A 23,585-nucleotide genomic window follows, 5' to 3' on the forward strand; every position below is an offset into this window, starting at 1 on the left:
CTTGATTCCCCCGGCTACCGGTTCGGGTGTCATGTCAATGACATCGAGAATTTCGCGGAAACCTGGCATCGACAATGATGGGGTCACCAGTGACTGGTTGAGAATTTCTGCGAACAGGTGAGGTGACAGAAACGAAACACCGCCTTGCAATGGGCGGATAAGCGGGGGAGTACCTGCGGGGGCGCAGCGCGGTGACCGTTCGTCCGGGACGTGTCAGGCTTCGGCAGGCCTGCCCTGAGCACCGCCGAAGGGCTCGGCCCGAACGGTACTTTCCAATTCCTTGAAGCCGACTTGAGGATCAGGCCGTGGCGGCAGATTCATCAAGCATCAATCGCCAGATTCGGGAAACCGGTTCAGCGGGGAATCAGGGGAACGATATCGCCCGCGTGCTTCTTGGTCTGCTTGGCGGCCTTCTTTTCCTTGGGGGTCAAAACGGCTTGTTTCTTTGCTTCCTTGTTGCTTTGTCGTGCCTTGCCCATGACCGTACTCCTGGAGATGCCGACGAATGCGTGGCTCGTCGAGTATAGGCCGATGGCCAGGCAACATTCGACTATTACTTGTTGAGCCGCCTCATGGCCCGTTCCAGGCCTTCCAGGGAGAGGGGGAACATACGGCCGCCCATGATGTCGTGGATGATCTGGATGGACTGGCGGTAGTCCCAGAGCCGCTCCGGCTCCGGGTTCAGCCAGACGGCCGAGGGGTAGGTGTCCAGCAGGCGCTGGAGCCAGACGCCGCCGGCTTCCGGGTTGTTGTATTCGACGGAGCCGCCGGGCTGGACGATTTCGTAGGGACTCATGGTGGCGTCGCCGACGAAGATCAGCTTGTAGTCCTCGCCATACTTGTGGATCACGTCCCAGAGGGGGAAGCGCTCGCTGCGGCGACGGTTGTTGTCACGCCAGACATGGTCGTAGACACAGTTGTGGAAGTAGAAATATTCCAGGTGCTTGAACTCGGTCTTGGCGGCGGAGAACATCTCGGCACAGACCTGGATATGGTCGTCCATGGAACCGCCCACATCGAGGAACAGCAGCACCTTGACCTTGTTGTGACGCTCGGGCCGCATCTTCAGGTCCAGCCAGCCCGCGTTCCGCGCCGTGCCCTGGATGGTGCCGTCCAGGTCCAGTTCATCGGCGGCGCCCTCCCGGGCAAAGCGACGCAGGCGGCGCAGGGCCACCTTGATGTTGCGGGTGCCCAATTCCACCGAGTCATCCAGGTTCTTGAACTCCCGGTTCTCCCAGACCTTGATGGCGGTGCGGTTGCCTGCGGATTCTCCGCCGACGCGGATGCCTTCCGGGTGGTAGCCGCTGTTGCCGAAGGGGCTGGTGCCGCCGGTGCCTATCCACTTGTTGCCGCCCTGATGGCGGCCCTTTTGTTCTTCCAGGCGCTTTTTCAGCTCTTCCATCAGCTTGTCCCAGCCCAGCTTTTCCAGCTTGGCCTTTTCCTCGGGGCTGAGCATTTTTTTCGCCATGGCCGTCAGCCAGTCCTCGGGCAGTTCGGTCTCCAGGCCGGGAATGCTTTCCACGCCCTTGAAGTATTCGCCAAAGGCCTGGTCGAACTTGTCGTACTGGGTTTCGTCCTTCACCAGGCAGGCCCGGGAGAGGATGTAGAAATCGTCGATGCTGTGGCCGGCCAGGCGGGCCTGCATGGCTTCCAGCAGGGTCAGGAATTCCCGGGTGGACACCGGCAGCTTGCGGGCCTTGAGATGGAGAAAGAAGTTGATCAGCATTACTGTAGTTTGGTCACGAAAGCGATGGGCTCGCCGCCATAGAACTCGACCCGGTTGCGGCCCAGATGTTTGGCCTGGTAAAGGGCTGAGTCGGCAGCGTGGGTCAGTTCATCCGGGGTCTTGCCATGGTCGGGATAACCGGCGACACCGAAGGAACCTGTGACGTGGAGGGTAAAGTTGCCGAAGCTGAAATTGGACGCTTCGAAGCGGGCACGCCAGGTCTCTGCTCGTTGACAGGCATGATCCAGAGCCATGCCGGGTAGCACGATCAGGAACTCCTCGCCGCCGTAGCGGCAGGCTACGTCCTCGGCACGGGTGTCGGTGCGCAGTATGTCGGCCACGGCCTTCAGAATATGGTCACCCGCCCGGTGACCATAACTGTCGTTGAGATTCTTGAACAGATCCAGGTCGAACATGATCACCGACAGAGGGTGACCATCCCGCCGAGCCCTGGCCACTTCCCGCTCCAGGGTCTCGTCCAGGTAACGTCGGTTGAACAGGCCGGTGAGTCCGTCCCGCACTGCCAGATCGGCGAGCCGGGCCTGGAGCGTCTGTATTTCTTCCAGTTGAGCCTGGAGCCGGGTATTGGCTTGAGAAATGGCGAACTCGGCGAGCTTGCGCTCGGTGATGTCCAGGTGAGTGCCCAGCATGCGCAGAGGTGCGCCTTCCGACGAGCGGGTCCAGACCATGCCCCGGCCCAGTATCCAGTGCCAGTCGTCCTGCTTGGCCTGCATCCTGAATTCGCAGCGATAGTTGGGAGTCTCGCCCCGCCAGTGGCGCTCCAGTTCTTCCCGGACCCGGGGCAGATCGTCCGGATGCACCAGGGCAAAGAAGGCTTCAACAGTGTTCTTCAGTTCATTCGGCCCGTAACCCAGGACGGATTTCCAACTGTCGGAGTAGTGGGCTGTTCCATCCTGGATGTTCCAGTCCCAGACGCTGTCTCCAGTGCTTTCCAGGGCCAGGCGCAGCCTTTCCTCGTTGTCCCGTAGCGCAGCTTCCAGCTTGCGTCGCTCGGTGATGTTGCGGCTGACACCCAGCACCCGAGTGACCCGGCCGGCGGCGTCCGTGAGCAGGGTGGTGGAGACTTCCGTGGGAATGATGCGGCCGTCCTTGTGGGGCTGATCCACTTCGGTCATGGACACCTGGGCCGATCGGTCGCCCCGGGCCAGACCCGCCATGCCTTCTTGCAGCCGGGCGCTGATGATCGTTGCCGATGCCGGAGTGAGGGCGGCATCCAGGGACTGGGCCATGACTTCCTCCGCGGTCCAGCCCCGCAGACGATGCACCGAGGGGCTGACGTAGGTGAAGCGGCGGCTGTCGATGTCCAGCAGCCAGATCACGTCGTCGCTGTTGTCGGCGATCAGCCGGTAATGCTCCTCGCTTTCCTGGCTCTGACGCAGGGCCTCGTCTCGTTGCGCCAGGGCCTGGTGCAGGCGTCGGTTGAGCTGGGCGAAATAGCCGACGGCGATGGTCATGGCCAGCAGCAGGGTGGCGAAGGCCAGCAGGGCCGGCATCATCCAGCCCGGGGCCTTGGGCGGGGTGGGGTCGTAGAGGAAACCTTCCAGGGAATAGTCGGTTGGGATCATCCCCAGTTCCTGATAGACCTCGGCAATGTGCTGCCAACGGCCCGGTTTCATCTGGCCGATTTCCACCAGGTCCGCAGCCATCAAGCGCTTCAGTTCCGCCGCCTCGAACTCCAGGTGGGCGCGACTGTGGCGGCTGGAGTAGCGCTTCTGGATCAGGTCAATGATTTCGTCTGGATGTTCCAGGGCATATTTCCAGCCATCAAGGCTGGCCTGACGGAAGGCCGCCACCTGAAGGGGCCGGGCTTGTAGTTTGGCCTCGCTGGTGAACAGGGTGTCGCCGTAGAAATCTATGCCCAGGGAGCGGGGGCTGAACTGGTTGAAGTGGAAGCGGGAGGCCTTCAGGTCGAAGGTTTCGTCGGAAGAGTAGCCGGACAGCGCATCCACCCGACCTTCGATCAGGTCGACCCACTGGAAACTGTGGGGGACTTCCTTGATCTGGCTGCGGGCCAGACCTTCCCGGGCCAGGTAGGCGAACAGCTCCGTTTCGGAAGGCAACAGCATGACCCGTTTGTCCTTCAGGTCCTGGGCTGTATCCAGATCCGCCCGGGTGAGCAGCACCAGGGGGGAATGCTGGATGATCACGGCCAGGGCCACCAGAGGCTTGCCCCGGGCCCGCTCCAGGACCAGATCCGAGGCGCCGATGCCGTAGTCGGCGCGGCCATCGAGCACGGCGGCCACCGGGTCGGAATTATTGCTGTCGGCTTCCCGCAGCACCACGTCCAGCCCGGCCTGCCGGTAATAACCCTGCTCCAGGGCCGCGTAGTAGCCAGCGAACTGGAACTGATGCTTCCACTTCAATTGCAGCGTGACCTGCTCCAGGGCACTGGCGGGGCCGACCAGCAGCGTGGCGAGGGCAAAGAGGAGCAGGCGCAGGATCACCAGGGGATCACCGGTTGTGTCTTGCCATGAAGACCAGACGCTCGAACAGATGCACGTCCTGCTCGTTCTTCAACAGGGCGCCATGGAGAGGCGGCACCACGGTCCTGTTGTCCTTGGCGCGCAGGGCCTCGGGGGGAATGTCCTCGGCCATCAGCAGCTTCAGCCAGTCGATCAGTTCCGAGGTGGAAGGCTTCTTCTTCAGGCCCGGTACCTGGCGCAGCTCGAAGAAAACCTCCAGGGCTTCCTTGAGCAATTCCCGCTTCAGGTTGGGGTAATGGACATCGACGATCTTTTCCATCGTCTCCTGGTCCGGGAACTTGATGTAGTGGAAAAAGCAGCGGCGCAGGAAGGCATCCGGCAGTTCCTTCTCGTTGTTGGAGGTGATGAAGACGATGGGCCGATGCTTCGCCTTGATCAACTGCCGGGTCTCGTAAACATAGAACTCCATGCGGTCCAGTTCCCGCAGCAGGTCATTGGGGAATTCGATGTCGGCCTTGTCGATCTCGTCGATCAGCACCACCGTCGGCTGGTCCGCCTCCAGGGCCTGCCAGAGGGCGCCCTTGACGATGTAGTTGCCGATGTCCCTGACCTTGTCGTCCCCCAGCTGGGAATCCCGCAGGCGGGATACCGCATCGTATTCGTAGAGGCCCTGCTGAGCCTTGGTGGTGGATTTCACGTGCCATTGCAACAAGGGCAGGCCCAGGGCGGCGGCCACTTCCTCGGCCAGCATGGTCTTGCCCGTGCCTGGCTCGCCCTTGATCAGCAGGGGCCGTTGCAGGGTGATGGAAGCATTGACTGCCAGCATCAGGTCGGGGGTGGCAACGTAGTTCGATGTACCTTCGAAACGCATGGGGAAGAGTCCTGAGTCGGTGGTTATGGTGTTGATTCTAGCGGCCCGCTGCCTGCTTCAGGGCTTCCAGGTAGGCCAGGCCGTCCATGGGGGCATGGTCCCGCTGGGAACGCCAGACCGCTTCGGCCAGGCAGTCGAGGATGGCGTGGAGGGCTTCGTGCGGGTCGTCGCGACGGACCAGCAGTTGCTCGTAGGCGGCGCGGATGCCTGGGGGCTGGTCGATCTGGAGCTGTTCCTCGATGGCCAGATGCAGGGAAAGGTGCAGGAAGGGATTGGTGTCCCCCTGGTCCGGCGTCCAGTCCCGGGCCAGGGCCTCTTCGCCTCCCGCCAGCAGGGCGTGGTACTCGGGATGCAGTTGCACTACGTCGGCGGCCATGATTTCCAGGGGGGTGGCGGGTAATTGTTCGATGCGCTTGCGCCAGGCTTCCATCAGGAACTGGCGAGCCTGGTCGCGGCTGGGATTGAAGAGGCTCAAGATGTTTTTTCCTTGTATTCGCAGAGGTCCCGGATCGGGCAGCGGGGGCAGTCGGGCGTGCGCGCCTTGCAGATGTAACGGCCGTGGAGGATCAGCCAGTGGTGGGCGTGGAGCCGGTATGGTGCCGGGGTGGTTTTCACCAGCTTGTCTTCCACCGTCCGCACGTCCTTGCCCGGGGCCAGGCCGGTACGGTTGGCGACGCGGAAGATGTGGGTATCCACGGCAATGGTGGGTTCGCCGAAGACAATGTTCAGCACCACGTTGGCGGTCTTGCGCCCGACACCGGGCAAGGCTTCCAGCGCCGCCCGGTCGTGCGGCACCTCGCCGCCGTGGCGTTCGAGCAGGAGTCGGCTGAGGGCGACGACATTTTTCGCCTTGGTGGGGTAGAGGCCGATGGTCTGGATGTAATCGGCCAGACCGTCCTCGCCCAGGGTTGCGATGGCCTGGGGCGTGGGGTGATCGTGGAACAGGGGGCCGGTGGCCCGGTTCACGCCCTTGTCGGTGGCCTGGGCCGAGAGCACCACAGCCACCAGCAACTGATAGGGGGTCTGGTACTTGAGTTCGGTGACGGGGTGGGGCTCGGCAGCCGCCAGGCGGGAGAATATCTCTTCCCGCTTGCCCCGGTTCATGCGCTGCTGGCCTGGGCCTGCAACTGCTGGCGCCGGGCCTGCTCCGCCGCCCGGGCATTGGCCCTGGCGTCCATCCAGTTGCGCACCGCAATCATCAGCCCCAGGAAGATGAAGGCGCCGGGAGGCAGGATGCTGATCAGGAAGCCGGGATAGTCCTCGGGCAACACCTGGATGGCTTCGGCCCCCGGGATGATCATTGCAATCCCCGCCAGCACCGTGCCCTGGCCGATGAATTCCCGCACCGCACCCAGCACCGCCAGCACGGCGGTGAGACCGATGCCCATCACGAAACCGTCCCAGGCCGAGTGCCAAGCCGGGTTCTTGGCGGCGAAGGCTTCCACCCGGGCCAGCACGATGCAGTTGGTGACGATCAGGGGAATGAAGATGCCCAGGATTACGTAGAGCTCGTGGAGCCAGGCGTTGAAGGCCAGGTCCACCATGGTCACCAGGGTGGCAATGATCAGGATGAATACCGGAATGCGGACTTCGTAGGGAATGAAGGCCCGCAGTGCCGAGACGGCCAGGCTGGAGAGCGCCATCACCAGGGCGGTGGCGAGTCCCAGGCTGACGGAGTTTGTCAGAGTGGTGGAGACGGCCAGGGTGGGGCACAGGCCCAGCACCTGGGCCAGAATGGCATTCTGCTTCCACAGGCCGTTATGGGTGATTTCCCGGTATGCGTTCATGATCTACTCCTGATAGCTGCCCCGGGTCGGCAGTGTGAACAGCTTGTCGCGCCGGCCCTCGGTCCATTCCAGGGCGCGGCGGGTGGCATTGGTCACCGCACGGGCCGAGATGGTGGCGCCAGCCATCTGGTCGAAATGGCCGCCGTCCTTTTTCACCTTCCATTGGTCCGGTCCGACATCCTCAAACCCCAGGTCGTTGAACTGGCTGATCCAGGGGTGTTTCTTGTTGCGGTCCTTCTTTGGATCGATGTAGTCCCCCAGGCCCGGGGTTTCCCGGTGCCGGGTGACGCGCACTGCCTTGAGTTCGCCGTCGTCCTCGATCGCCAGGATCAGGGCGATGCGGCCCGAGTAACCGTCCGGCGCGGCGGCCTCCAGCACCAGGGCGCGAGGTTCGCCGTCGCGGCGGGCACGGTAGAGCCGGCTGGGATCATCCAGGCCCAGGGCGGGCAGGGGGGGCAAGGTGATGTAGTCGGCCAGCAGGTCGTTGTCGTAGTCGTCCCGTGGCAGCACGGCATCGATCAGTTGCAGTTTTTCCGCCAGTGCGCTGGCCTCCAGGGCCGGTTTGGTGCTGGAGTAGGTCACCGCCATCAGGGCGGTGAACACCACGCAGAAGACCGCCAGGATGGCGGCGGTACTTACCGATATCCGGGTAATGCTGGCTTCCGGCGGCGTGGCGGGGTCGAATTGGGTTTCCGGGCTGGGGGCGTTCATTGGTCGCCTCCCTTCTTGTGGCCGAAGACCGGTGGCTGGGTGTACATGTCGATCAGAGGCACGCAGATATTGGCCAGCAACACCGCGAAGGCGACGCCGTCCGGATAGGCGCCGAAGCTCCGGATGATCCAGGTCAGCAGGCCGATGCCGGCGGCGAAGATCAGTTTGCCCCGGGGCGTGGTGGCGCCGGATACCGGATCGGTGACAATGAAGAAGGCGCCGAGCATGGCCCCGCCGGTGAATAGGTGAAACAGGGGACCGGCGAACTGCTCCGGGTTGTAGAGATGGAAGGCGCCGGCGGTCAGGGCCAGAACGGCGAGAAAGGCCGCGGGCATGTGCCAGGTGATGATGCGCTGTTGCAGCAGCCAAGCGCCCCCCAGCAGATAGCCCGCCGCCACCCATTCCCAGCCCTTGCCGCCGAGGACGCCGAAGCTCTGACTGCCACCGAAGATGGCGGCCAGGGTGGTGGGGGTTTCGGCACTGTGGAGGGCCGTGCGCAGGGCATCCAGGGGCGTGGCCATGGTCACCGCATCCAGGTGGCGCTCACCAAAAATCAGCGCCAGTTGGGCATGGAAATCGGTGAAGCCCGCCGCCGGCCACTGGGACATCAACTGGGGATAGGCCACGATCATCAGGGCGAAGGCCGCCATGGCCGGGTTGAAGGGGTTCTGCCCCAGGCCGCCATACAGATGCTTGACCACCACGATGGCGAACAGGGTCGCCACCACGATCAGCCACCAGGGAGCGATGGGAGGAAAGGTGAGGGCGATCAGCCAGGCCGTGACCAGGGCCGAACCGTCGGAAACGAACAGCCACACCGGTTTTTTTCGCAGCCGCAGCAGCAACGCCTCGCCTGCCAGGGCGGCCAGGGAGGCCAGGGCCAGCTGGATCAGGATGGCCGGTCCGAAAAAATGGCTGTAGGCGGCGATGCCAGGCACGAGCGCCAACAACACCCGCAGCATGACACTACGGACACTGGCCGGCTGACGGAAGTAGGGAGAGTTGTTGATCATGGTCAGGCCTGGGCCTCGGGAGGTTCGTCGACCTTGGTAGTCGAGGCGATGAGGGATTGTTGGGCCGTGACGCGGGCCAGGGCTTCGGCGATCAGGGCCTTCTTGGGATCATCGATGACGGCAGGAGCTTCTCCCTCGGCCGCGGCATTTCGGCCGGCGGCTTCCTCGGCCAGCTTGGCCTTGGTGGCAGCAGCCTTGGCGGCCAGCTTGGCGGCCTTTTCCTGTTTTTCCCGCTCGTCCCGCAACAGGCGGAATTCGTAGCGTTCCCGGGCTGCGTCGGCGGCTTCCTTTTCCGTCTCCCGTGCCCATATCTCGCTCTTGGCGAAACGGTAGTAATCCACCAGGGGAATATTGGAGGGACAGACGTAGGCGCAGCATCCGCATTCGATGCAGTCGAAGAGATGGTATTCCTGGGCCTTGCCGAAGAGCCTGGCGCGGGAGTGCCAGTACATTTCGAAGGGCTGGAGGTCCGCCGGGCATGCCTTGGCGCATTCGCCGCAGCGGATGCAGGGCATTTCCGGCGGCGGCGGCGGGAACAGGGCCTTCGATCCCACCAGGATGCAGTTGGTGGCCTTGATCACCGGCACCGCATCATTGGGCATCAGGAAGCCCATCATCGGACCGCCCATGATGACCCGGTCGCTATCGGGCCTGGGGCCGGCCAGGGCGATCACGTCCCGCATCGGGGTGCCGAACAGCACTTCGTAGTTGCGGGGGCGATCCACGTTGCCCGCCACGGTGACGATGCGGGACACCATGGGGCGGCCGAGTTCCAGGGCTTCATAGATGGCGCAGGCGGTGCCGCTGTTGAAGCATTGCACGCCGTAGTCGGTGGAGCGCTGGCCATGGGGCACCTCGATGCCGGTCAGCACCCGGATCAGTTGCTTGGCGCCCCCTGCCGGGTAGCGGGTGGGGATGGGCACCACCGAGAGACGAGCCGCCTTCTCGCCCAGGGCGAGCTTGGCTGCCTGCATGGCGGCGACGGCTTCGGGCTTGTTGTCCTCGATGCCCACCAGTATTTCCCCGGCCTGGAGGATTTCTCCCAGGATCAGCGCGCCTTTCAGCACGGCGCTTCCCCGCTCCCGCATCTGCATGTCGTCGCAGGTGATGAAGGGCTCGCATTCGGCACCATTGATGACCAGGTGTTTCAGGCCTTCCCTGCCGGCCTTGACCTTGAGGTGGGAGGGAAACACCGCGCCGCCCAGGCCCACCACGCCTGCATCCCGCAGGGTATCCCGCAGTTCGTCCGGCGGCAGGGAATGCCAGCGCACCGGTGATGTCTCGATCCATTCGTCCCGGCCATCGGGCTCGATCACCACGCACAGGGCGGAGAGTCCCGACGAGTGTGCCATGGTGCGCATTTCCACGGCGGTCACCCGGCCCGAAGTGGAGGCATGGATCGCCGAGGAGACATTGCCGTCGGCGGCGCCAATACGTTGCCCTTTTTTGACGGCCTCTCCGGCCTTGACCAGAGGGTGGGGCGGGCCGCCCACGCTCTGGTGCAGGGGAATCACCAGTTCGGCCGGCAGAGGTACGATGCCGATGGATTCTCGGGTGGAATCGGTCTTGTGGGTCGGTGGCTTTATCCCCCCGTTGAATTTGAACAACTGGCGCAGCATCAGGCAGCCTTGATTTGGTGTAGTGGGTATTTCCACTTCCACGTTTCCACCGTCTCGGCGATGGGTGTCATGGAAATGCAATCCACGGGGCAGGGGGGCAGGCACAGTTCGCAACCGGTACACAAACTATCCACTACGGTATGCATTTGTTTGGCGGCACCGACGATGGCATCCACCGGGCAGGCCTGGATGCAGAGGGTGCAGCCGATGCAGGTGTTCTCGTCGATCAGGGCCACGCTCCTGGGTTTTTCCTGGCCATGCTCGGCGGAAAGAGGCTTGACTTCCCGGCCCAGCAGGTCGGCCAGCTTGCGGATACCTTCCTCACCCCCCGGCGGGCACTGGTTGATTTCCGCCTCGCCCTTGGCGATGGCGGTGGCGTAGGGCTTGCAGCCTGGGAAGCCGCACTGGCCACATTGCGTCTGGGGCAGGATGGCGTCGATCTTGTCCACCAGGGGATCGCCCTCGACCTTGAACTTGATCGAGGCGTAACCCAGGGCGGCACCCAAAACGATGGCGCCCAGGGCCATGACGAGGATTGCGGAAATCATTGCGTACCTTCCCCCCTTCCGGAAGGGGGGTGACACTGGTTCGGTCGCTGGCGCGACCTCAGGTTTTGTTGCTGGCAGCACCTTGGGAAGGCCCTGCAGCGCTGCCCCCTTCGATGTGCCGGCATCCGTTCTGATGGTGTCATTTGAGCTTGTCCAGGCCGGCGAAACCCATGAAGGCCAGGCTCATTAAACCGGCGGTGACAAAGCCGATGGCGGTACCACGGAAATACGCCGGCACGTCGGCGCCTTCCAGTCGCTCCCGTATCCCGGCGAACATCACCAGCACCAGGGTGAAACCCACCGAACTGCCGAAGCCGAAGAGCAGGGATTCGAGAAAGTTGTGTTTCAGGCCGATGTTGAGCAGGGGTACGCCCAGCACCGCGCAGTTGGTGGTGATCAGGGGCAGGTAGATACCCATGAGTTGATGCAGACCGGGACTGTTCTTCTGGATCACCAGTTCGGTGAACTGGACGATGGCGGCGATGGTGACGATGAAGGACAGGGTGCGCAGGTAGTCCAGACCGAGGGGTTGCAACAACCAGTGATCCAGCACGTAGCTGGTGCCGCAGCCCAGGGTCAGCACAAAGGTGGTGGCGGCCCCCATGCCGATGGCGGTCTCCAGCTTCCTGGAAACCCCCATGAAGGGGCACAGGCCGAGAATGCGCACCAGCACTACGTTGTTGACAAGCACGGCGCCGAGCAGGACGAACAGATAACTGGTCATGGAGGAAGCAGGAGGTCAATGCCGGACCACATTGGAAGGTTGCGAATTATCTCCGGTTATGAGGGATCGGACAATCTTTCCATCGCTTCCAATGGCTCCAGTAGGGGCTTTGCGGGGTTCAGGCGGTAAAATCAGCTCATCTGCAGAGCCATCCGGTGTTTTGTGGCGTTTATTGTCCCCCTACCATGCCCTCCATCAATTTTCTGTCCGCATTGTTGCTCGCGACCTTTCTGTCGGCTTGCTCCGCCCTGATTGAAAAGCCTGCTCCGGTGGCCTCCGCGCCGGCTCCGGTGGCGGTGGCACCGATGAAGATAGCCCTGGTGCTGGGGGGGGGAGCGGCCAGGGGCTTTGCCCACGTGGGCGTGATCAAGGTACTGGAGGCCCAGGGCATCATTCCCGACCTGGTGGTGGGCACCAGCGCCGGTTCGGTGGTGGGTGCCCTCTATGCTGCGGGTCGCTCCGGCTTTGATCTGCAAAAGATCGCACAGGAGATGGACGAGGGCCAGATCGGTGACTGGTCCCTGCCGGACCGGGGGGTGCTCAAGGGCGAGGCCCTGCAAACGTTCATCAATCGGGCCGTGGACAATCGGCCCCTGGAGAAACTGGCCAAACCCTTCGCTGCGGTGGTTACCGATCTGGGTAACGGTGAAATGGTGGTCTTCCAGACCGGCAATACCGGCATGGCAGTGCGGGCCTCCAGCACGGTGCCCGGGGTGTTCCAGCCGGTCCGGATCAATGGCCGGGAGTATGTGGATGGGGGCCTAGTCAGCCCGGTGCCGGTGCGGGTGGCCCGCAGTCTCGGCGCCAATTTCGTGATCGCCGTGGATATCTCCTCCAAGCCCCAGGATCATCGCACCCAGAGCACCCTGGATGTGCTGCTCCAGACAGTGACCATCATGGGCCAGTCCATCAGCCGCCATGAATTGAAGGAGGCGGATGTGGTGATTCGTCCAGTGACGGCCGATCTGCCCTCCGCCGACTTCCAGGGCCGGCACCGAGCCATTCTGGAAGGGGAAAGGGCCGCCACGGCGGCAATGCCGGAAATCAAGGCACGCCTGGCCCGTGCGCGTTGACAGGTCCGGGGCCGACGCCTAGTCTGGGACTGCATTTCGACAAGGAGGGGCGTAGCGCTGAGCGAAACCAGGCATGACACTTTGTAGGATTAGCACATCAGGGGCCCAGGAGGCCCCGGCCCTGAGGGCAGCGCCGATTTGATTTCAGCTTGCGGGCGCATGACAAATACAGCTAAAGCGGGGATACGCCTGGCGGGATGCATACTTCGGCCAGGCGTATTCATTTTCAGGCATGCCTTGGCGGATTTCGAGGGAACAATCGATGGGCCGCCAAACCGCCCGGAATTGATTTTCCCTCGCTGGTAAGTCCTGATATTCTGAACTCAGGATTGCGCCCTTCCTTTCGCTTCGGGGGGGCTCAATCACTCGACAAGACTGAGGAGAACAACATGAATGGAATGATGAAACGTTTGATCGTCGGCATGGTGTTCTGCGGGGTATTGGCCGGTTCGGCAGCCCTGGCTCAGGATGATCAGGCCGTGCTTCAGGACAGGCGGGCGCCGGTAGTTCTGCGGCCCTTCGAAAAGACCCGGATACTGAATGACATGCGCGAGTATCTAAAGGGGCTACAGGATATCCTTTCCGCCCTGACCCGGGAGGACATGGTGGCGGTGGAGGTACGGGCAAGGGCGCTGGGGACGATCAATATCTATGAGACGAGCCTGATGTTCCCCACGGTTTCCGGTGTCAAGTTCCGGGAGCTTTCTGCCCTGGTTCATGAGGAATTCGATGCCATCGCCGACGATGCACGAAAAGGCAAGGGATCAAAGGTCATCCTGGCGCAACTGGCCCTGACCATGAAGCGCTGCACTTCCTGTCACGAATCCTTCCGCCTCACCGAGATGGCCCACTCCCGCTGATCACCTGGCCGGTCAGGGGCCGGGTAACGCTCGGAGGCAGGCGCATCTCGAAAACATTCGCGTCTGCCTCCGAGCGTGCCTCGATCTCGCCACCGTGGGCCGTCAGGATGGACCGGGTGATGGCGAGTCCCAGCCCGGCGCCGTCGCTGGCCCGTTGCCGGGAAGCCTCTGCCCGGTAGAAACGGTCGAAGAGCCGGGGCAGGTGCTCGGCGGGAATCGGCGGGCCTGAATTATTGATCGACAGACGGGTTTCCCCGTTCTCCAGCCGGATGATCCGTGCCTTGATCCAGCCCCCCGGGGGGGTGTGGCGGATCGCGTTGGAGAGCAAATTGCTGATGGCCCGACGCAGCATGAGCCTATCCCCGTTGACCAGGCCTTCACCTTCCCTGCTAAGGGAAATCTGTCTTTCCTCCGCCAGGGCTTCGTAGAACTCGAAGAGTTCTCCCACCTCGGCGGCCAGGTCCACCTCTTCCTGGGCAGGAACGATCAGACCGTTCTCCGCCTGCGCAAGAAACAGCATGTCAGAGATCATCCGCGCCATCCGCTCCAGTTCCTCGGCATTGGAGGCCAGCACGTCCTGATATTCATTGGCTTGCCTGAGCTTCGATAGTGTGACCTGAGTCTGAGTGAGCAGGTTGCTGACCGGGGTTCGCAACTCGTGGGCCAGATCGGAGGAAAAATCCGACAGTTTCTGGAAGGATTCCTCCAGGCGGGCCAACATGTCGTTCAGGGTCTGGGCCAGTTCCGCCAGTTCGATAGGCACCGAGTCCACCGCCAGCCGGTAGTCGAGCCGATGGGCCGTGACGCCCCGTGCCCCCTGTTTGATGGCCTGTAGGGGCGCCAGGCCCCGGCGAACGGCAATCCAGCCGAGAAAACCGCTCAACAGGGCGGCCAGCCCCATCACAGACCAGAGCGTCGTTCTGAACGAACTCATGAAGTCCTCATGGTGGGAGATGGCGGTGGCCACCACCAGAACGGAGGGGGCATCTCCCTTGATACCGGTTCTGGCCAGGATGGAAATCCCTCGTAACCGCTCGTGTTTCGATGTGGTCCAGACTGCCGGACGTCTGGGAGCGGTCCATGTCTTGGGCTGCAATAGATCTTCTGGAAATTCGACTGCGCCGTTCGAAAACAGGACTTGCCCCATTCCCGACAACACCAGGACTTCCAGTCCATGATGTCCGACCAGTGAGTCGTTCAGTTGCATGGGCATGTCCGCAAGATCCTGGTGGGAGTGTGCCTTCTCCAGGGTGTGCTGTACGAGTTCCAGCTTGCCGGTGAGCAGATACATGTCCTGCTCCTCGAAGTGCCGTTCCACCAACGAGGCCACCAGCAGTCCCAGCAGCAGCAGCACCGTGGTGGATACGCCGGCGAAGAGCAGGGTAAGCCGGAAGGTGATCGATTTTCTTCCAATCAACTGCACCCCGGCACCTCCAGGACATAACCCATGCCCCTGACGTTGTGAATGAGCTTGGGCTCGAAGCCCTCGTCCACCTTCATCCGCAGGCGCCGGATGGCGACTTCGACCACGTTGCTATCGCTGTCGAAATTCATGTCCCAGATCTGGGATGCGATCAATGAGCGGGGCAGTACCTCTCCTTGGCGGCGCATCAACAGTTCCAGCAGTGCGAACTCCTTGGGCGTCAGTTCGATCCGCCGGCCATCACGGATAGTCCTGCGGCGCTTCAGATCCATTTCCAGGTCGGCGGCCTGGAGGGTTTCCTCCTCCTGAGGTTTGGCCCGCCTCCGCAGCAGGGTTCGAACCCGGGCCAGCAGTTCGGAAAAAGCAAAGGGTTTCACCAGGTAATCGTCGGCACCCAGTTCCAATCCCCGGACCCGATCGTCCACATGGTCCCGTGCGGTCAGGAACAGCACAGGAAAATCCCGGCCTTCCTTGCGCAGGCTCTGCAACACATGCCAGCCATTCATGCCGGGCAGCATTATGTCGAGAATCATCAGGTCATAGATTTCGTGCAGGCCGAAATTCAGACCATCAAGACCATCCTGGACCCAGTCGACGACAAAGCCCGCTTCCATCAACCCCAGCCTCAAATATTCTCCGGTCTTGGGTTCGTCCTCCACTACCAAAATTTTCATGCTCTATTCCTTAAACCTGATTTTCAATCCCTGTCATTCTGACCTTCCCCAGAGCGTAGGCATGAAAATTACATCAATGTAATCCTCTAGTCAGACTCCTGTTAGGGTGTTCTGCGCAGAATTCGCTCCATGATGATTTGGGAGTGACGCGATGAGGCAATTCCTGACTGGCGTGGTAACGGCTCTGGGGCTGGTGTTGATTATCGGCTGGAGCCTGCTGTACGTAGGCGCTCTCGATGCGGCCGCCGATCATCCCCATGGCAGCACGGTACATGCGCTGATCGAATGGGCCCGGGAACGTGCGGTCAATCGGGCCGCTGTATCCATCGAGCCTCCCGCCGATCTGGCCCGGGCCGAGCGAATTCGCCGGGGCGCGGGCAATTATGCTGCCATGTGCGTGGAGTGCCATCTGTCGCCGGGCGTGGAAAATTCGGAAATCCGCCGGGGCCTTTATCCCACGCCGCCCAATCTTGCTCGTTCTGCTGTAGCCGATGGGGGTGAGGTGCGGATGGCCGCCCGTCGGTTCTGGATCATCAAGCATGGCATCAAGGCCTCTGGGATGCCAGCCTGGTCCAAGGGCGGCATGGACGATTCCGCCATCTGGGATTTGGTCGCTTTTCTGGACAAGCTGCCTTCCCTCTCGCCGGCGGACTACCAGCAGACAGTGAGGGCGAGCGACGGGCATTCTCATGGCGGGATGGAAGGGGCTCATGCCGACGTGACGGGAGACAAGGGCCACCAGAGAACTCATGACCGGGCAGGGCCATCCGCCCACTCGGCCCATGGCGCTCGTGCTCATGACGAGACTCACACGCATTGATGATGCGGGACAATCCTGACGGTATGGGGCGTGAGCAAGGAATTACCGAATTGTAATTTCCCGGTCAGCATCCTGTCGGCACTGAGTCCTTACACTTGCTCCATTCCATTCGTTTGATCAGCATCGGTCGCCACTGATTTCCTCAAGGAGAAACCATGAAATCTGTCCTAATTGTTCCGGTCGCCCTGACGATCTTCTTTTCGATGCCGAGTATCGCCGCCGATCATGATCATGGCGCCATGAATATGCCTGGCGATGCGCAACTTGCCGCGGGGGTGGTCAAGAAGGTGGACAAGTCCACCGGCAAGGTTACCTTGACTCACGGCCCCCTCATAAACCTCGGCATGCCGGGGATGACCATGGCCTTTCGTGTCAAGGAAACCGGCTGGCTGGAACAGTTGAAGGAAGGCGACAATATTCGATTCATGGCCGACAAGATGAACGGAGTCGTTACCGTCGTTCACTTCGAGCCAGCCAGGTAATATTGGTCAGGAATGGCTTGCCATCTCCGGTCATCCTTTCGGCATGACCGGAGACCGATACCGGACAAGCCGGAGTGTCTTGAAATTTTTCGGGGAGACGATATGCGAGGAGTGGTTTCTGTCCGGGTAGTCGCCCTGCTGCTCGTTATTGCCTTGGTGCTGCCGGTTTCCGCGCGGGAGACGGTGATAGGAAACTCTGTGGACAGCCTGCTGGATGTGGCCAAAGGGGCGAATCCTGAATACATCAGAATGCGCCTGGAGGCGGATGCAGCCGCCGAGCGCGTCACGCCGGCAGGGGCCTTGCCTGATCCAAAATTCCGCCTCGAACTGCGCGACATCACCCGGATGGGGGAACAGGATGCCACCCTGGCGCCGAATCGTGTCGGCAGTACCCGTTATCTGCTGATGCAGGATCTGCCCTGGTTCGGCAAGCGGGACCTGAAACGGGAAGTTGCCGGCTTCGAGGCGGAAGGTGCCCGGGGGCGAGCCCTGGACACCTGGGCAGAGTTGGCCACCAGGATCAAGATCGGCTATGCTCAACTCTACTATCTTCATCACAACGAGAGCCTGACCCGGGAAATTCTCGACCTGATGGTTCGCTTGGAAAAGGTGGCCCAAGTCCGCTATGCCAGCGGCCTGGCAGCCCAGCAGGACGTGATCCGCGCCCAGATCGAGCAGACCAATCTGCGCACTGAACTGCTGGCCCTGGAGACGGAACAACATCATTTGTATACCCGGCTGAACGCTCTGCTGGCCCGGCCGGCCCAGGCACCCCTGGCGGAACCTGAGCAACTGCGACCCCTGCCGGCGCCGGCCAGGCTGGATCGGGTTGTCCTGGAAGACAGGCTGAAGGCCCGCAATCCCCAGTTGTTCACTGAGGAGGCTCGTCTCCAGGCGGCAGAAAAGGGGCGGGAACTGACCTACCGGAATCGTTATCCCGATTTCACCGTCGGTGTGTCGCCCATTCAGTACCGGAACGCCGTGAAGGAGTGGGAACTGATGGTGGAACTCAACATTCCCCTCCAGCAGTCATCCCGCCGGGCCCAGGAGCGGGAATCGGATGCCATGGTTGCCTCTGCCCGGGCTCGTAAGGAGTCGGAGACCCTGCGACTCCTGTCCGAACTGGAGGAAAACCTCGCCAGCATCGAGACAGCGCGTCGTACCGAGTCCCTGGCCACCACCAGCCTGCTGCCTCAAGCCGAGCTGAGCTTTCGTTCGGCCCTGGCTGGCTATGAGACCGGCAAGGTGGATTTTGCCACCCTGCTTGATGCCCAGCGCCAGATCCGCCTGGCCCGGCAAACCCAGGTCAAGGCCCAAGTGGAAGCCCAGATGCGCCTGGCTGAGATCGAACGACTACTAGGGGAAGACCTATGATCAACGGAAGTCCCCACGGGATGAAACGGGGAGCTGGATGGGCACTGGGCCTTGTGGCCGTGGTCATGGCGGCGGGTGCCGGTTACTGGCTGGGCGGTGCCGGACGGTCTGCGGATACGGTCCAGGCTGGGGCAGTCCAGGGTGAGAAGGCGCGCAAGCTTTTGTACTACCGCAACCCGATGGGCCTGCCCGATACCTCGCCGGTTCCCAAAAAGGACCCCATGGGTATGGACTACGTCCCGGTCTATGCCGGGGAAGAAGCGGAGAGTCCGGCCGAGGCGGGTCAAGTCCGGATCAGCACCGAGAAGGTTCAGAAGCTGGGGGTGCGCACCGAGCTTGCCCAATTGCGACCGGTGGCCCGGTCGGTGCGTGCCGCCGGCCGGATCGAGCCCGACGAGCGTCGCGTGTACACCATTGCACCCAAGTTCGAGGGGTACATCGAACGCCTGCATGTGAATGTCACCGGTCAGCCGGTGGATAGGGGACAGCCTCTGTTCGAGGTCTATAGCCCGGAACTGGTGTCCGCCCAGCGGGAATACGCCATTGCCACCCAGGGAGTGGCGTCCCTCAAGGACGCGGATGGCCAGGCCCGTGGGGGCATGCAGCAACTGGCCGAGTCCAGCTTGCAACGGCTGAAAAACTGGGACATTTCCGAAGAGCAGATCAGGGCCTTGGCACGTTCCGGGGAGTCGAGGCGCACTCTGACTTTCCGTTCCCCCGTCGCCGGCATCGTCATCGAGAAGAAAGCCCTGTCGGGCATGCGCTTCATGGCCGGCGAAGCCCTGTTCCAAGTGGTGGATTTGAGTACCGTGTGGGTCATCGCAGACATCGCGGAACAGGATATCGGGCTCATCAGGAACGGCGCCAGGGCGAAGGTCCGGATCGGCGCCTATCCGGACAAGATTTTCGAGGGGGCTGTGAGCTACATCTATCCCACCCTTCAGGCCGGGACACGAACCGTTCAGGTGCGCGTCGAACTGGCCAATCCGGGTCTGTTGCTGAAGCCTTCCATGTTCGCCCAGGTGGATCTGCCGGTCAGTGGCAAGGGAGCGGTGGTGGCGGTGCCGACTTCCGCCGTGATCGACAGCGGCACCCGCCAGATGATCCTGATCCAGCGGGCCGAAGGCCGCTTCGAGCCCCGGGAGGTTCGGCTGGGCAGTCGCGATGAAAACTACGTCGAGGTGATTGAGGGGGTTAAGGAGGGCGAGCCGGTGGTGGTCGCCGCCAATTTCCTGATCGATGCCGAGAGCAATCTCAAGGCGGCCCTTGGTGGCTTCGGCCATGCCGGTCATGGCAACGCCTCCGCCCCGGCCCAGGCCGTGGGCCATAAGGCCGAGGGCGTGGTGGACAGTATGGACGCCGCCAGCGGCACGGTGGAACTCAGCCATGGACCGGTGGCCAGTCTGAAATGGCCGGCCATGACCATGGAATTCAAGGTGGCCAATGGTGCATTGCTGAAGGACCTGACGCCGGGTGCCCAGGTGTCCATCGAGTTCGTCGAGCGGGGCCCGGGAGAATGGGTCATCACCCGGCTGACGCCGAAATCGGGCGCGGTACAACATAAGCACTGACCCCCCCTCTCCTTGAAGGGAGGGGGTGGAAAAACGGGAAATCATCACCATGCTGAACGCCGTGATCGAGTGGTCGGGGAGGAACCGCTTTCTGGTCCTGCTGGCTACCCTGTTCATCACCCTGTGGGGTGTCTTCGCCGTGCTGCGCACGCCCATCGATGCCTTGCCCGATCTCTCGGACGTACAGGTCATCGTCTATACGGAGTACCCGGGCCAGGCGCCCCAAGTGGTGGAGGATCAGGTGACCTATCCCCTCACCACCGCCATGCTGTCGGTGCCCAAATCCCGGGTGGTGCGTGGGTTCTCCTTCTTCGGGGCGTCCTTCGTCTACATCATCTTCGAGGACGGCACCGATATCTACTGGGCCCGTTCCCGGGTACTGGAATATCTCAACTTCGCCGCCGGCCGCATGCCCAAGGGGGTGACGCCCCAGATCGGTCCTGACGCTACCGGGGTGGGCTGGGTCTACCAGTACGCGCTGCTGGCCAAGGACAAGACCCTGGCCGAACTGCGCACCATTCAGGACTGGTATCTGCGTTATCAACTCACCAAGGCCCAGGGGGTGGCCGAAGTGGCCTCTGTGGGCGGCTTCGTGCAGACCTATCAGGTGACGGTGGACCCGGTGAAACTGCGCGCCTACGGCATCCCCCTGATGAAGGTGGCCCAGGTGATCCGGGATTCCAACCGGGACGTGGGCGGCCGGGTGGTGGAAATGGCCGAGACCGAATACATGGTGCGGGGCAAGGGCTACCTGCGGGGGGCCGGCGACATCGGCAATCTGGTGGTGAAGGCCGACAGGGGCACGCCGGTCTTGATCCGGGACATCGCCCGGGTGGAACTGGTGCCCGATGAGCGGCGGGGACTGACTGAACTGAATGGCGAGGGAGAAGTGGTCTCCGGTATCGCCATGGCCCGTTACGGGCAGAACGCCCTGGAGGTGATCCATAACCTCAAGGCCAAGATCCAGGAGGTTTCGGCGGGGCTACCCGAGGGAGTCAGCGTGGTCGGCGTCTATGACCGTTCCGATCTGATCCACCGGGCCATCGCGACCCTGAAAACCACGCTGATCGAAGAGAGTCTGATCGTCGCCCTGGTCTGCATTGTTTTCCTCATGCACGTCCGCTCCGCCCTGGTAGCCATCCTGATGCTGCCGGTGGGTGTGTTGATCGCCTTCATCGCCATGCGCCTCCTGGGCATGAACTCCAACCTGATGAGCCTGGGGGGCATCGCCATCGCCATCGGCGCCATGATCGATGCGGCCATCGTGATGATCGAAAATGCCCATAAGCACCTGGAGCGGCTGGAGCAAGCGACTCATTCCATTCCCATCTCTCCCCTGGCGGGGGAGGGGCCGGGGGAGAGAGGTGGGCAACAAGGCCAAACGATGGTGGCAGCGAGAGCTGCCGCCATCATCGCGGCGTGCCGAGAAGTCGGACCGGCCCTGTTCTTCTCCCTGCTGATCATCACCGTCTCCTTCCTGCCGGTGTTCACCCTGGAAGCCCAGGAAGGCCGACTGTTCTCGCCCCTGGCCTACACCAAGACCTTCGCCATGGCCGGGGCCGCGCTGCTTTCCATTACTCTGGTGCCGGTGCTGATGCTGTTGTTCATCCGGGGCGGGGTCATGCCCGAGGCGAAGAATCCGGTGAACCGTTTCCTGATCTGGGGCTACCGTCCCATCATCGCCTGGGTGATGGCAAGGAAAAAGACCACCATCGCTATTGCCCTGCTGGCAATGGTTGTTTCCCTCTATCCGGCCTCCCGCCTTGGTTCCGAATTCATGCCGGCCCTGAATGAGGGAACGCTGCTCTACATGCCGTCCTCCCTGCCGGGCATGTCCATCACCAAGGCGGCGGAACTGTTGCAGACCCAGGACAAGATCATCAAGAGTTTCCCCGAAGTGGCCTCGGTCTTCGGCAAGGCCGGGCGCGCCAATACGGCCACCGACCCGGCGCCCACCGAGATGTTCGAGACAGTGATCAACCTCAAGCCGGAATCCGAATGGCGCCCCGGCATGACCACCGACAAGCTGATCGCCGAACTGGATCAGGCCCTGCAATTTCCCGGCGTCGCCAATGCCTGGACCATGCCGATCCGGGCGCGCATCGACATGCTGTCCACCGGCATCCGCACGCCGATCGGCATCAAGGTTTTCGGCAAGGACCTGGGCGAGATGGAAAACCTGGCCAGGCAGATCGAGGCGGTGGTCAAGTCGGTGCCGGGCACCACCAGCGCCTTTGCCGAGCGGATCACCGGCGGTTTCTACCTCAACATCGAACCCGACCGGGAGCAACTGGCCCGCTACGGATTGTCGATCGGCGAATTGCAGGATGTGATCGGCACCGCCCTGGGGGGCGAGATGGTGACCACCACTGTCGAGGGCCGGGAACGCTTCGGCGTGACCCTGCGTTATCCCCGGGAGTTGAGGTCCGATCCGCAGCAGATTGCCCGGGAGGTGCTGGTGCCCACCATGGACGGCGCGATGATTCCCCTGGGCCAGGTGGCCCGGGTGGAGGTGGCCAAGGGGGCACCGGCCATTCGCACCGAGAATGCGCTGCTCTCGGCCTACATCTACGTGGATATCCGCGGTCGGGACATCGGCGGCTACGTGGCCGATGCGAAGAAGGCCGTGGCCCAACAGGTTCGTTTCCCGCCGGGTTACTACGTCACCTGGAGCGGTCAATTCGAGTACATGGAGCGGGCCATCGGGAAGATGAAGGTCGTCATTCCCGTGACCTTGCTGTCCATCTTTCTGTTGCTCTATCTCAACTTCAGGCGCCTCACGGAAACACTCATCGTCATGCTTTCCGTGCCCTTCGCCCTGGTCGGCGGGGTATGGCTGATGTGGCTGCTGAACTACAACCTGTCGGTGGCGGTCGCGGTGGGGTTCATCGCCCTGGCGGGGGTGGCGGCGGAAACCGGTGTGGTGATGCTGATCTACCTGGACCACGCCTGGGAGGCGATCAAGGCCAGGCGCGGCAGCGAGGGCCGTCCGCCCACCGTGACCGACCTCTACGACGCGGTGATGGAAGGAGCGGTGGAGAGGGTACGACCGAAAATGATGACCGTGGTCGCCATCATGGCTGGCCTGCTGCCGATCATGTGGGGAACCGGTTCGGGTTCCGAGGTGATGAGCCGCATCGCCGCACCCATGGTAGGGGGCATGATTTCCTCCACGGTGCTTACGCTTGCGGTGATTCCAGCACTCTATGCTCTGGTCAAGCAATGGCGTTTAGAACGGGGCCGCGAGGACTAGACTGGCTTGAGTGAACCGCCCCGCATCCGGTCGCCCCGGGGCAGCGACCTACGAACGAGGAGACACATCATGAACGCCACAAAGGCTTCCCCGGTAGCGCTGGCCCTCTGTATGAGCCTTGCCACAGCGGCTTTTGCCAACGACGCACACCACCCGGAAAAAGCCCAGGGCGGCAAGGCAGCGCCTGCGGTCGAGGCAAAAGTTGCGGATGCGCCCCAGAACAGCGCCGTCAATACGCTGCAGAGCAACGCCGCCAAGATGCAAACCCAGGTACGGCGTATCGCCAAGGCCAAGTCCGACGAGGAGCGTGCACGCGTGGTGGATGAGCACATGCATACCCTGCACCAGAGCATGATGGCCGCCAAGGGCATGCATGACGACATGGAAGGCTGTTCCATGATGGACGGCATGATGGGCAGCAAAAGTGGCATGGGCGGCATGTCCGGCGGCGCAAAATCGGTGGCTCCCGCCGACGAGCGCATGGAACGCATGGAAAAACGCATGGATATGATGGAGCAAATGATGAAACACAGCTCCGGTGAAGGCATGCCCGGTATGGACAAGCACTGAGTCTTGTAAGGCAGGTTTTCTGAGGCTGGAGTGCTACTGGCG

Annotated in this window: 22 protein-coding genes; 8 read left to right on the forward strand and 14 right to left on the reverse strand. The window is 62.4% G+C overall.

The annotated features are described in order from the left end of the window. Positions 1–353: 353 nt before the first annotated feature. From DENOEST_RS20495 to rsxA, 12 genes are all read right to left on the reverse strand, one after another. The gene (locus tag DENOEST_RS20495) at positions 354–479 is read right to left on the reverse strand and encodes a hypothetical protein (protein WP_269475903.1); all 126 of its coding nucleotides are present in this window, start codon (positions 477–479) and stop codon (positions 354–356) included. A gap of 74 nt (positions 480–553) precedes the next feature. Further along, positions 554–1,726 carry a vWA domain-containing protein gene (locus DENOEST_RS07990; RefSeq protein WP_145768888.1) on the reverse strand — a complete coding sequence of 391 codons (1,173 nt, stop codon included), beginning with the start codon at positions 1,724–1,726 and terminating at the stop codon, positions 554–556. Continuing rightward, the gene (locus tag DENOEST_RS07995) at positions 1,726–4,191 is read right to left on the reverse strand and encodes a diguanylate cyclase (protein WP_145768889.1); all 2,466 of its coding nucleotides are present in this window, start codon (positions 4,189–4,191) and stop codon (positions 1,726–1,728) included. Before DENOEST_RS07995 ends, DENOEST_RS07990 begins: the two co-directional genes overlap by 1 nt. Before the next feature lie 7 nt (positions 4,192–4,198). After that, positions 4,199–5,041 carry an AAA family ATPase gene (locus DENOEST_RS08000; protein ID WP_145768890.1) on the reverse strand — a complete coding sequence of 281 codons (843 nt, stop codon included), beginning with the start codon at positions 5,039–5,041 and terminating at the stop codon, positions 4,199–4,201. A 37-nt stretch (positions 5,042–5,078) separates the two neighbouring features. Continuing rightward, entirely contained in the window at positions 5,079–5,516 is a 438-nt protein-coding gene (locus tag DENOEST_RS08005) for a DUF1841 family protein (protein ID WP_197970557.1), read from the reverse strand. Beyond that, positions 5,513–6,145 (reverse strand): endonuclease III, encoded by a 633-nt coding sequence (gene nth / locus DENOEST_RS08010; protein ID WP_145768891.1) that lies wholly within the window; start codon positions 6,143–6,145, stop codon positions 5,513–5,515. Before nth ends, DENOEST_RS08005 begins: the two co-directional genes overlap by 4 nt. Next, positions 6,142–6,828 carry an electron transport complex subunit RsxE gene (gene rsxE, locus DENOEST_RS08015; RefSeq protein WP_145768892.1) on the reverse strand — a complete coding sequence of 229 codons (687 nt, stop codon included), beginning with the start codon at positions 6,826–6,828 and terminating at the stop codon, positions 6,142–6,144. Before rsxE ends, nth begins: the two co-directional genes overlap by 4 nt. Positions 6,829–6,831: 3 nt before the next feature. After that, positions 6,832–7,539 carry an electron transport complex subunit RsxG gene (gene rsxG, locus DENOEST_RS08020; protein ID WP_145768893.1) on the reverse strand — a complete coding sequence of 236 codons (708 nt, stop codon included), beginning with the start codon at positions 7,537–7,539 and terminating at the stop codon, positions 6,832–6,834. After that, a complete protein-coding gene (locus DENOEST_RS08025) occupies positions 7,536–8,552 on the reverse strand; it encodes an RnfABCDGE type electron transport complex subunit D (protein ID WP_408640027.1) in 1,017 nt (338 codons plus the stop codon). The genes rsxG and DENOEST_RS08025 overlap by 4 nt, the downstream gene beginning before the upstream one ends. A 2-nt stretch (positions 8,553–8,554) precedes the next feature. Next, entirely contained in the window at positions 8,555–10,207 is a 1,653-nt protein-coding gene (gene rsxC, locus DENOEST_RS08030; RefSeq protein WP_332068218.1) for an electron transport complex subunit RsxC, read from the reverse strand. Further along, on the reverse strand, positions 10,171–10,719 hold the full coding sequence (rsxB, locus tag DENOEST_RS08035; RefSeq protein ID WP_145768894.1) for an electron transport complex subunit RsxB: 549 nt from the start codon (positions 10,717–10,719) through the stop codon (positions 10,171–10,173). The genes rsxC and rsxB overlap by 37 nt, the downstream gene beginning before the upstream one ends. Before the next feature lie 139 nt (positions 10,720–10,858). Then, positions 10,859–11,443 (reverse strand): electron transport complex subunit RsxA, encoded by a 585-nt coding sequence (gene rsxA / locus DENOEST_RS08040; RefSeq protein ID WP_145768895.1) that lies wholly within the window; start codon positions 11,441–11,443, stop codon positions 10,859–10,861. Positions 11,444–11,628: 185 nt separating this feature from the next. Here rsxA and DENOEST_RS08045 point away from each other — a divergent pair, with 185 nt between their 5' ends. Both DENOEST_RS08045 and DENOEST_RS08050 read left to right on the forward strand, forming a co-directional pair. Further along, positions 11,629–12,516, forward strand: a complete 888-nt coding sequence (locus DENOEST_RS08045) for a patatin-like phospholipase family protein (RefSeq protein WP_145768896.1) — start codon at positions 11,629–11,631, stop codon at positions 12,514–12,516. Positions 12,517–12,914: 398 nt separating this feature from the next. Continuing rightward, positions 12,915–13,376, forward strand: a complete 462-nt coding sequence (locus DENOEST_RS08050) for a hypothetical protein (RefSeq protein WP_145768897.1) — start codon at positions 12,915–12,917, stop codon at positions 13,374–13,376. Here the strand turns inward: DENOEST_RS08050 and DENOEST_RS08055 are convergent. Continuing rightward, positions 13,351–14,799: a heavy metal sensor histidine kinase gene (locus DENOEST_RS08055; protein ID WP_145768898.1), complete on the reverse strand. Its 1,449-nt coding sequence runs from the start codon at positions 14,797–14,799 to the stop codon at positions 13,351–13,353. The two genes, DENOEST_RS08050 and DENOEST_RS08055, sit on opposite strands and share 26 nt — an antisense overlap. Next, complete coding sequence (locus tag DENOEST_RS08060; protein ID WP_145768899.1) at positions 14,790–15,473, reverse strand: heavy metal response regulator transcription factor; 684 nt, start codon at positions 15,471–15,473, stop codon at positions 14,790–14,792. Before DENOEST_RS08060 ends, DENOEST_RS08055 begins: the two co-directional genes overlap by 10 nt. Before the next feature lie 151 nt (positions 15,474–15,624). Between DENOEST_RS08060 and DENOEST_RS08065 the strand changes: the two genes are divergently transcribed. The 6 genes from DENOEST_RS08065 (at position 15,625) to DENOEST_RS08090 (ending at position 23,543) form a co-directional block, all read left to right on the forward strand. Then, a complete protein-coding gene (locus tag DENOEST_RS08065; RefSeq protein WP_145768900.1) occupies positions 15,625–16,293 on the forward strand; it encodes a c-type cytochrome in 669 nt (222 codons plus the stop codon). Between the two features lie 155 nt (positions 16,294–16,448). Next, positions 16,449–16,775, forward strand: a complete 327-nt coding sequence (locus DENOEST_RS08070) for a copper-binding protein (protein WP_145768901.1) — start codon at positions 16,449–16,451, stop codon at positions 16,773–16,775. Between the two features lie 102 nt (positions 16,776–16,877). Further along, entirely contained in the window at positions 16,878–18,149 is a 1,272-nt protein-coding gene (locus DENOEST_RS08075; RefSeq protein ID WP_145768902.1) for a TolC family protein, read from the forward strand. Next, on the forward strand, positions 18,146–19,720 hold the full coding sequence (locus tag DENOEST_RS08080; RefSeq protein ID WP_232096469.1) for an efflux RND transporter periplasmic adaptor subunit: 1,575 nt from the start codon (positions 18,146–18,148) through the stop codon (positions 19,718–19,720). The genes DENOEST_RS08075 and DENOEST_RS08080 overlap by 4 nt, the downstream gene beginning before the upstream one ends. Before the next feature lie 49 nt (positions 19,721–19,769). Then, entirely contained in the window at positions 19,770–22,973 is a 3,204-nt protein-coding gene (locus DENOEST_RS08085; protein ID WP_145768903.1) for an efflux RND transporter permease subunit, read from the forward strand. A 69-nt stretch (positions 22,974–23,042) separates the two neighbouring features. Continuing rightward, positions 23,043–23,543 (forward strand): hypothetical protein, encoded by a 501-nt coding sequence (locus tag DENOEST_RS08090; protein ID WP_145768904.1) that lies wholly within the window; start codon positions 23,043–23,045, stop codon positions 23,541–23,543. Positions 23,544–23,585 lie beyond the last annotated feature (42 nt).

This window comes from Denitratisoma oestradiolicum (assembly GCF_902813185.1).
In the GTDB taxonomy this organism is placed as follows: Bacteria; Pseudomonadota; Gammaproteobacteria; order Burkholderiales; family Rhodocyclaceae; genus Denitratisoma; species Denitratisoma oestradiolicum.

Coding starts and splice junctions, on each gene's coding strand:
- DENOEST_RS20495 (WP_269475903.1), bottom strand. CDS start 479: ATGGGCAAGGCACGACAAAGCAACAAGGAAGCAAAGAAACAAGCCGTT.
- DENOEST_RS08080 (WP_232096469.1), top strand. CDS start 18,146: ATGATCAACGGAAGTCCCCACGGGATGAAACGGGGAGCTGGATGGGCA.
- rsxA (WP_145768895.1), bottom strand. CDS start 11,443: ATGACCAGTTATCTGTTCGTCCTGCTCGGCGCCGTGCTTGTCAACAAC.
- DENOEST_RS08050 (WP_145768897.1), top strand. CDS start 12,915: ATGATGAAACGTTTGATCGTCGGCATGGTGTTCTGCGGGGTATTGGCC.
- DENOEST_RS08070 (WP_145768901.1), top strand. CDS start 16,449: ATGAAATCTGTCCTAATTGTTCCGGTCGCCCTGACGATCTTCTTTTCG.
- DENOEST_RS08090 (WP_145768904.1), top strand. CDS start 23,043: ATGAACGCCACAAAGGCTTCCCCGGTAGCGCTGGCCCTCTGTATGAGC.
- DENOEST_RS08085 (WP_145768903.1), top strand. CDS start 19,770: ATGCTGAACGCCGTGATCGAGTGGTCGGGGAGGAACCGCTTTCTGGTC.
- DENOEST_RS08045 (WP_145768896.1), top strand. CDS start 11,629: ATGCCCTCCATCAATTTTCTGTCCGCATTGTTGCTCGCGACCTTTCTG.
- DENOEST_RS08075 (WP_145768902.1), top strand. CDS start 16,878: ATGCGAGGAGTGGTTTCTGTCCGGGTAGTCGCCCTGCTGCTCGTTATT.
- DENOEST_RS08065 (WP_145768900.1), top strand. CDS start 15,625: ATGAGGCAATTCCTGACTGGCGTGGTAACGGCTCTGGGGCTGGTGTTG.
- rsxB (WP_145768894.1), bottom strand. CDS start 10,719: ATGATTTCCGCAATCCTCGTCATGGCCCTGGGCGCCATCGTTTTGGGT.
- nth (WP_145768891.1), bottom strand. CDS start 6,145: ATGAACCGGGGCAAGCGGGAAGAGATATTCTCCCGCCTGGCGGCTGCC.
- rsxG (WP_145768893.1), bottom strand. CDS start 7,539: ATGAACGCCCCCAGCCCGGAAACCCAATTCGACCCCGCCACGCCGCCG.
- DENOEST_RS07990 (WP_145768888.1), bottom strand. CDS start 1,726: ATGCTGATCAACTTCTTTCTCCATCTCAAGGCCCGCAAGCTGCCGGTG.
- DENOEST_RS08060 (WP_145768899.1), bottom strand. CDS start 15,473: ATGAAAATTTTGGTAGTGGAGGACGAACCCAAGACCGGAGAATATTTG.
- DENOEST_RS08025 (WP_408640027.1), bottom strand. CDS start 8,552: ATGATCAACAACTCTCCCTACTTCCGTCAGCCGGCCAGTGTCCGTAGT.
- rsxE (WP_145768892.1), bottom strand. CDS start 6,828: ATGAACGCATACCGGGAAATCACCCATAACGGCCTGTGGAAGCAGAAT.
- DENOEST_RS08000 (WP_145768890.1), bottom strand. CDS start 5,041: ATGCGTTTCGAAGGTACATCGAACTACGTTGCCACCCCCGACCTGATG.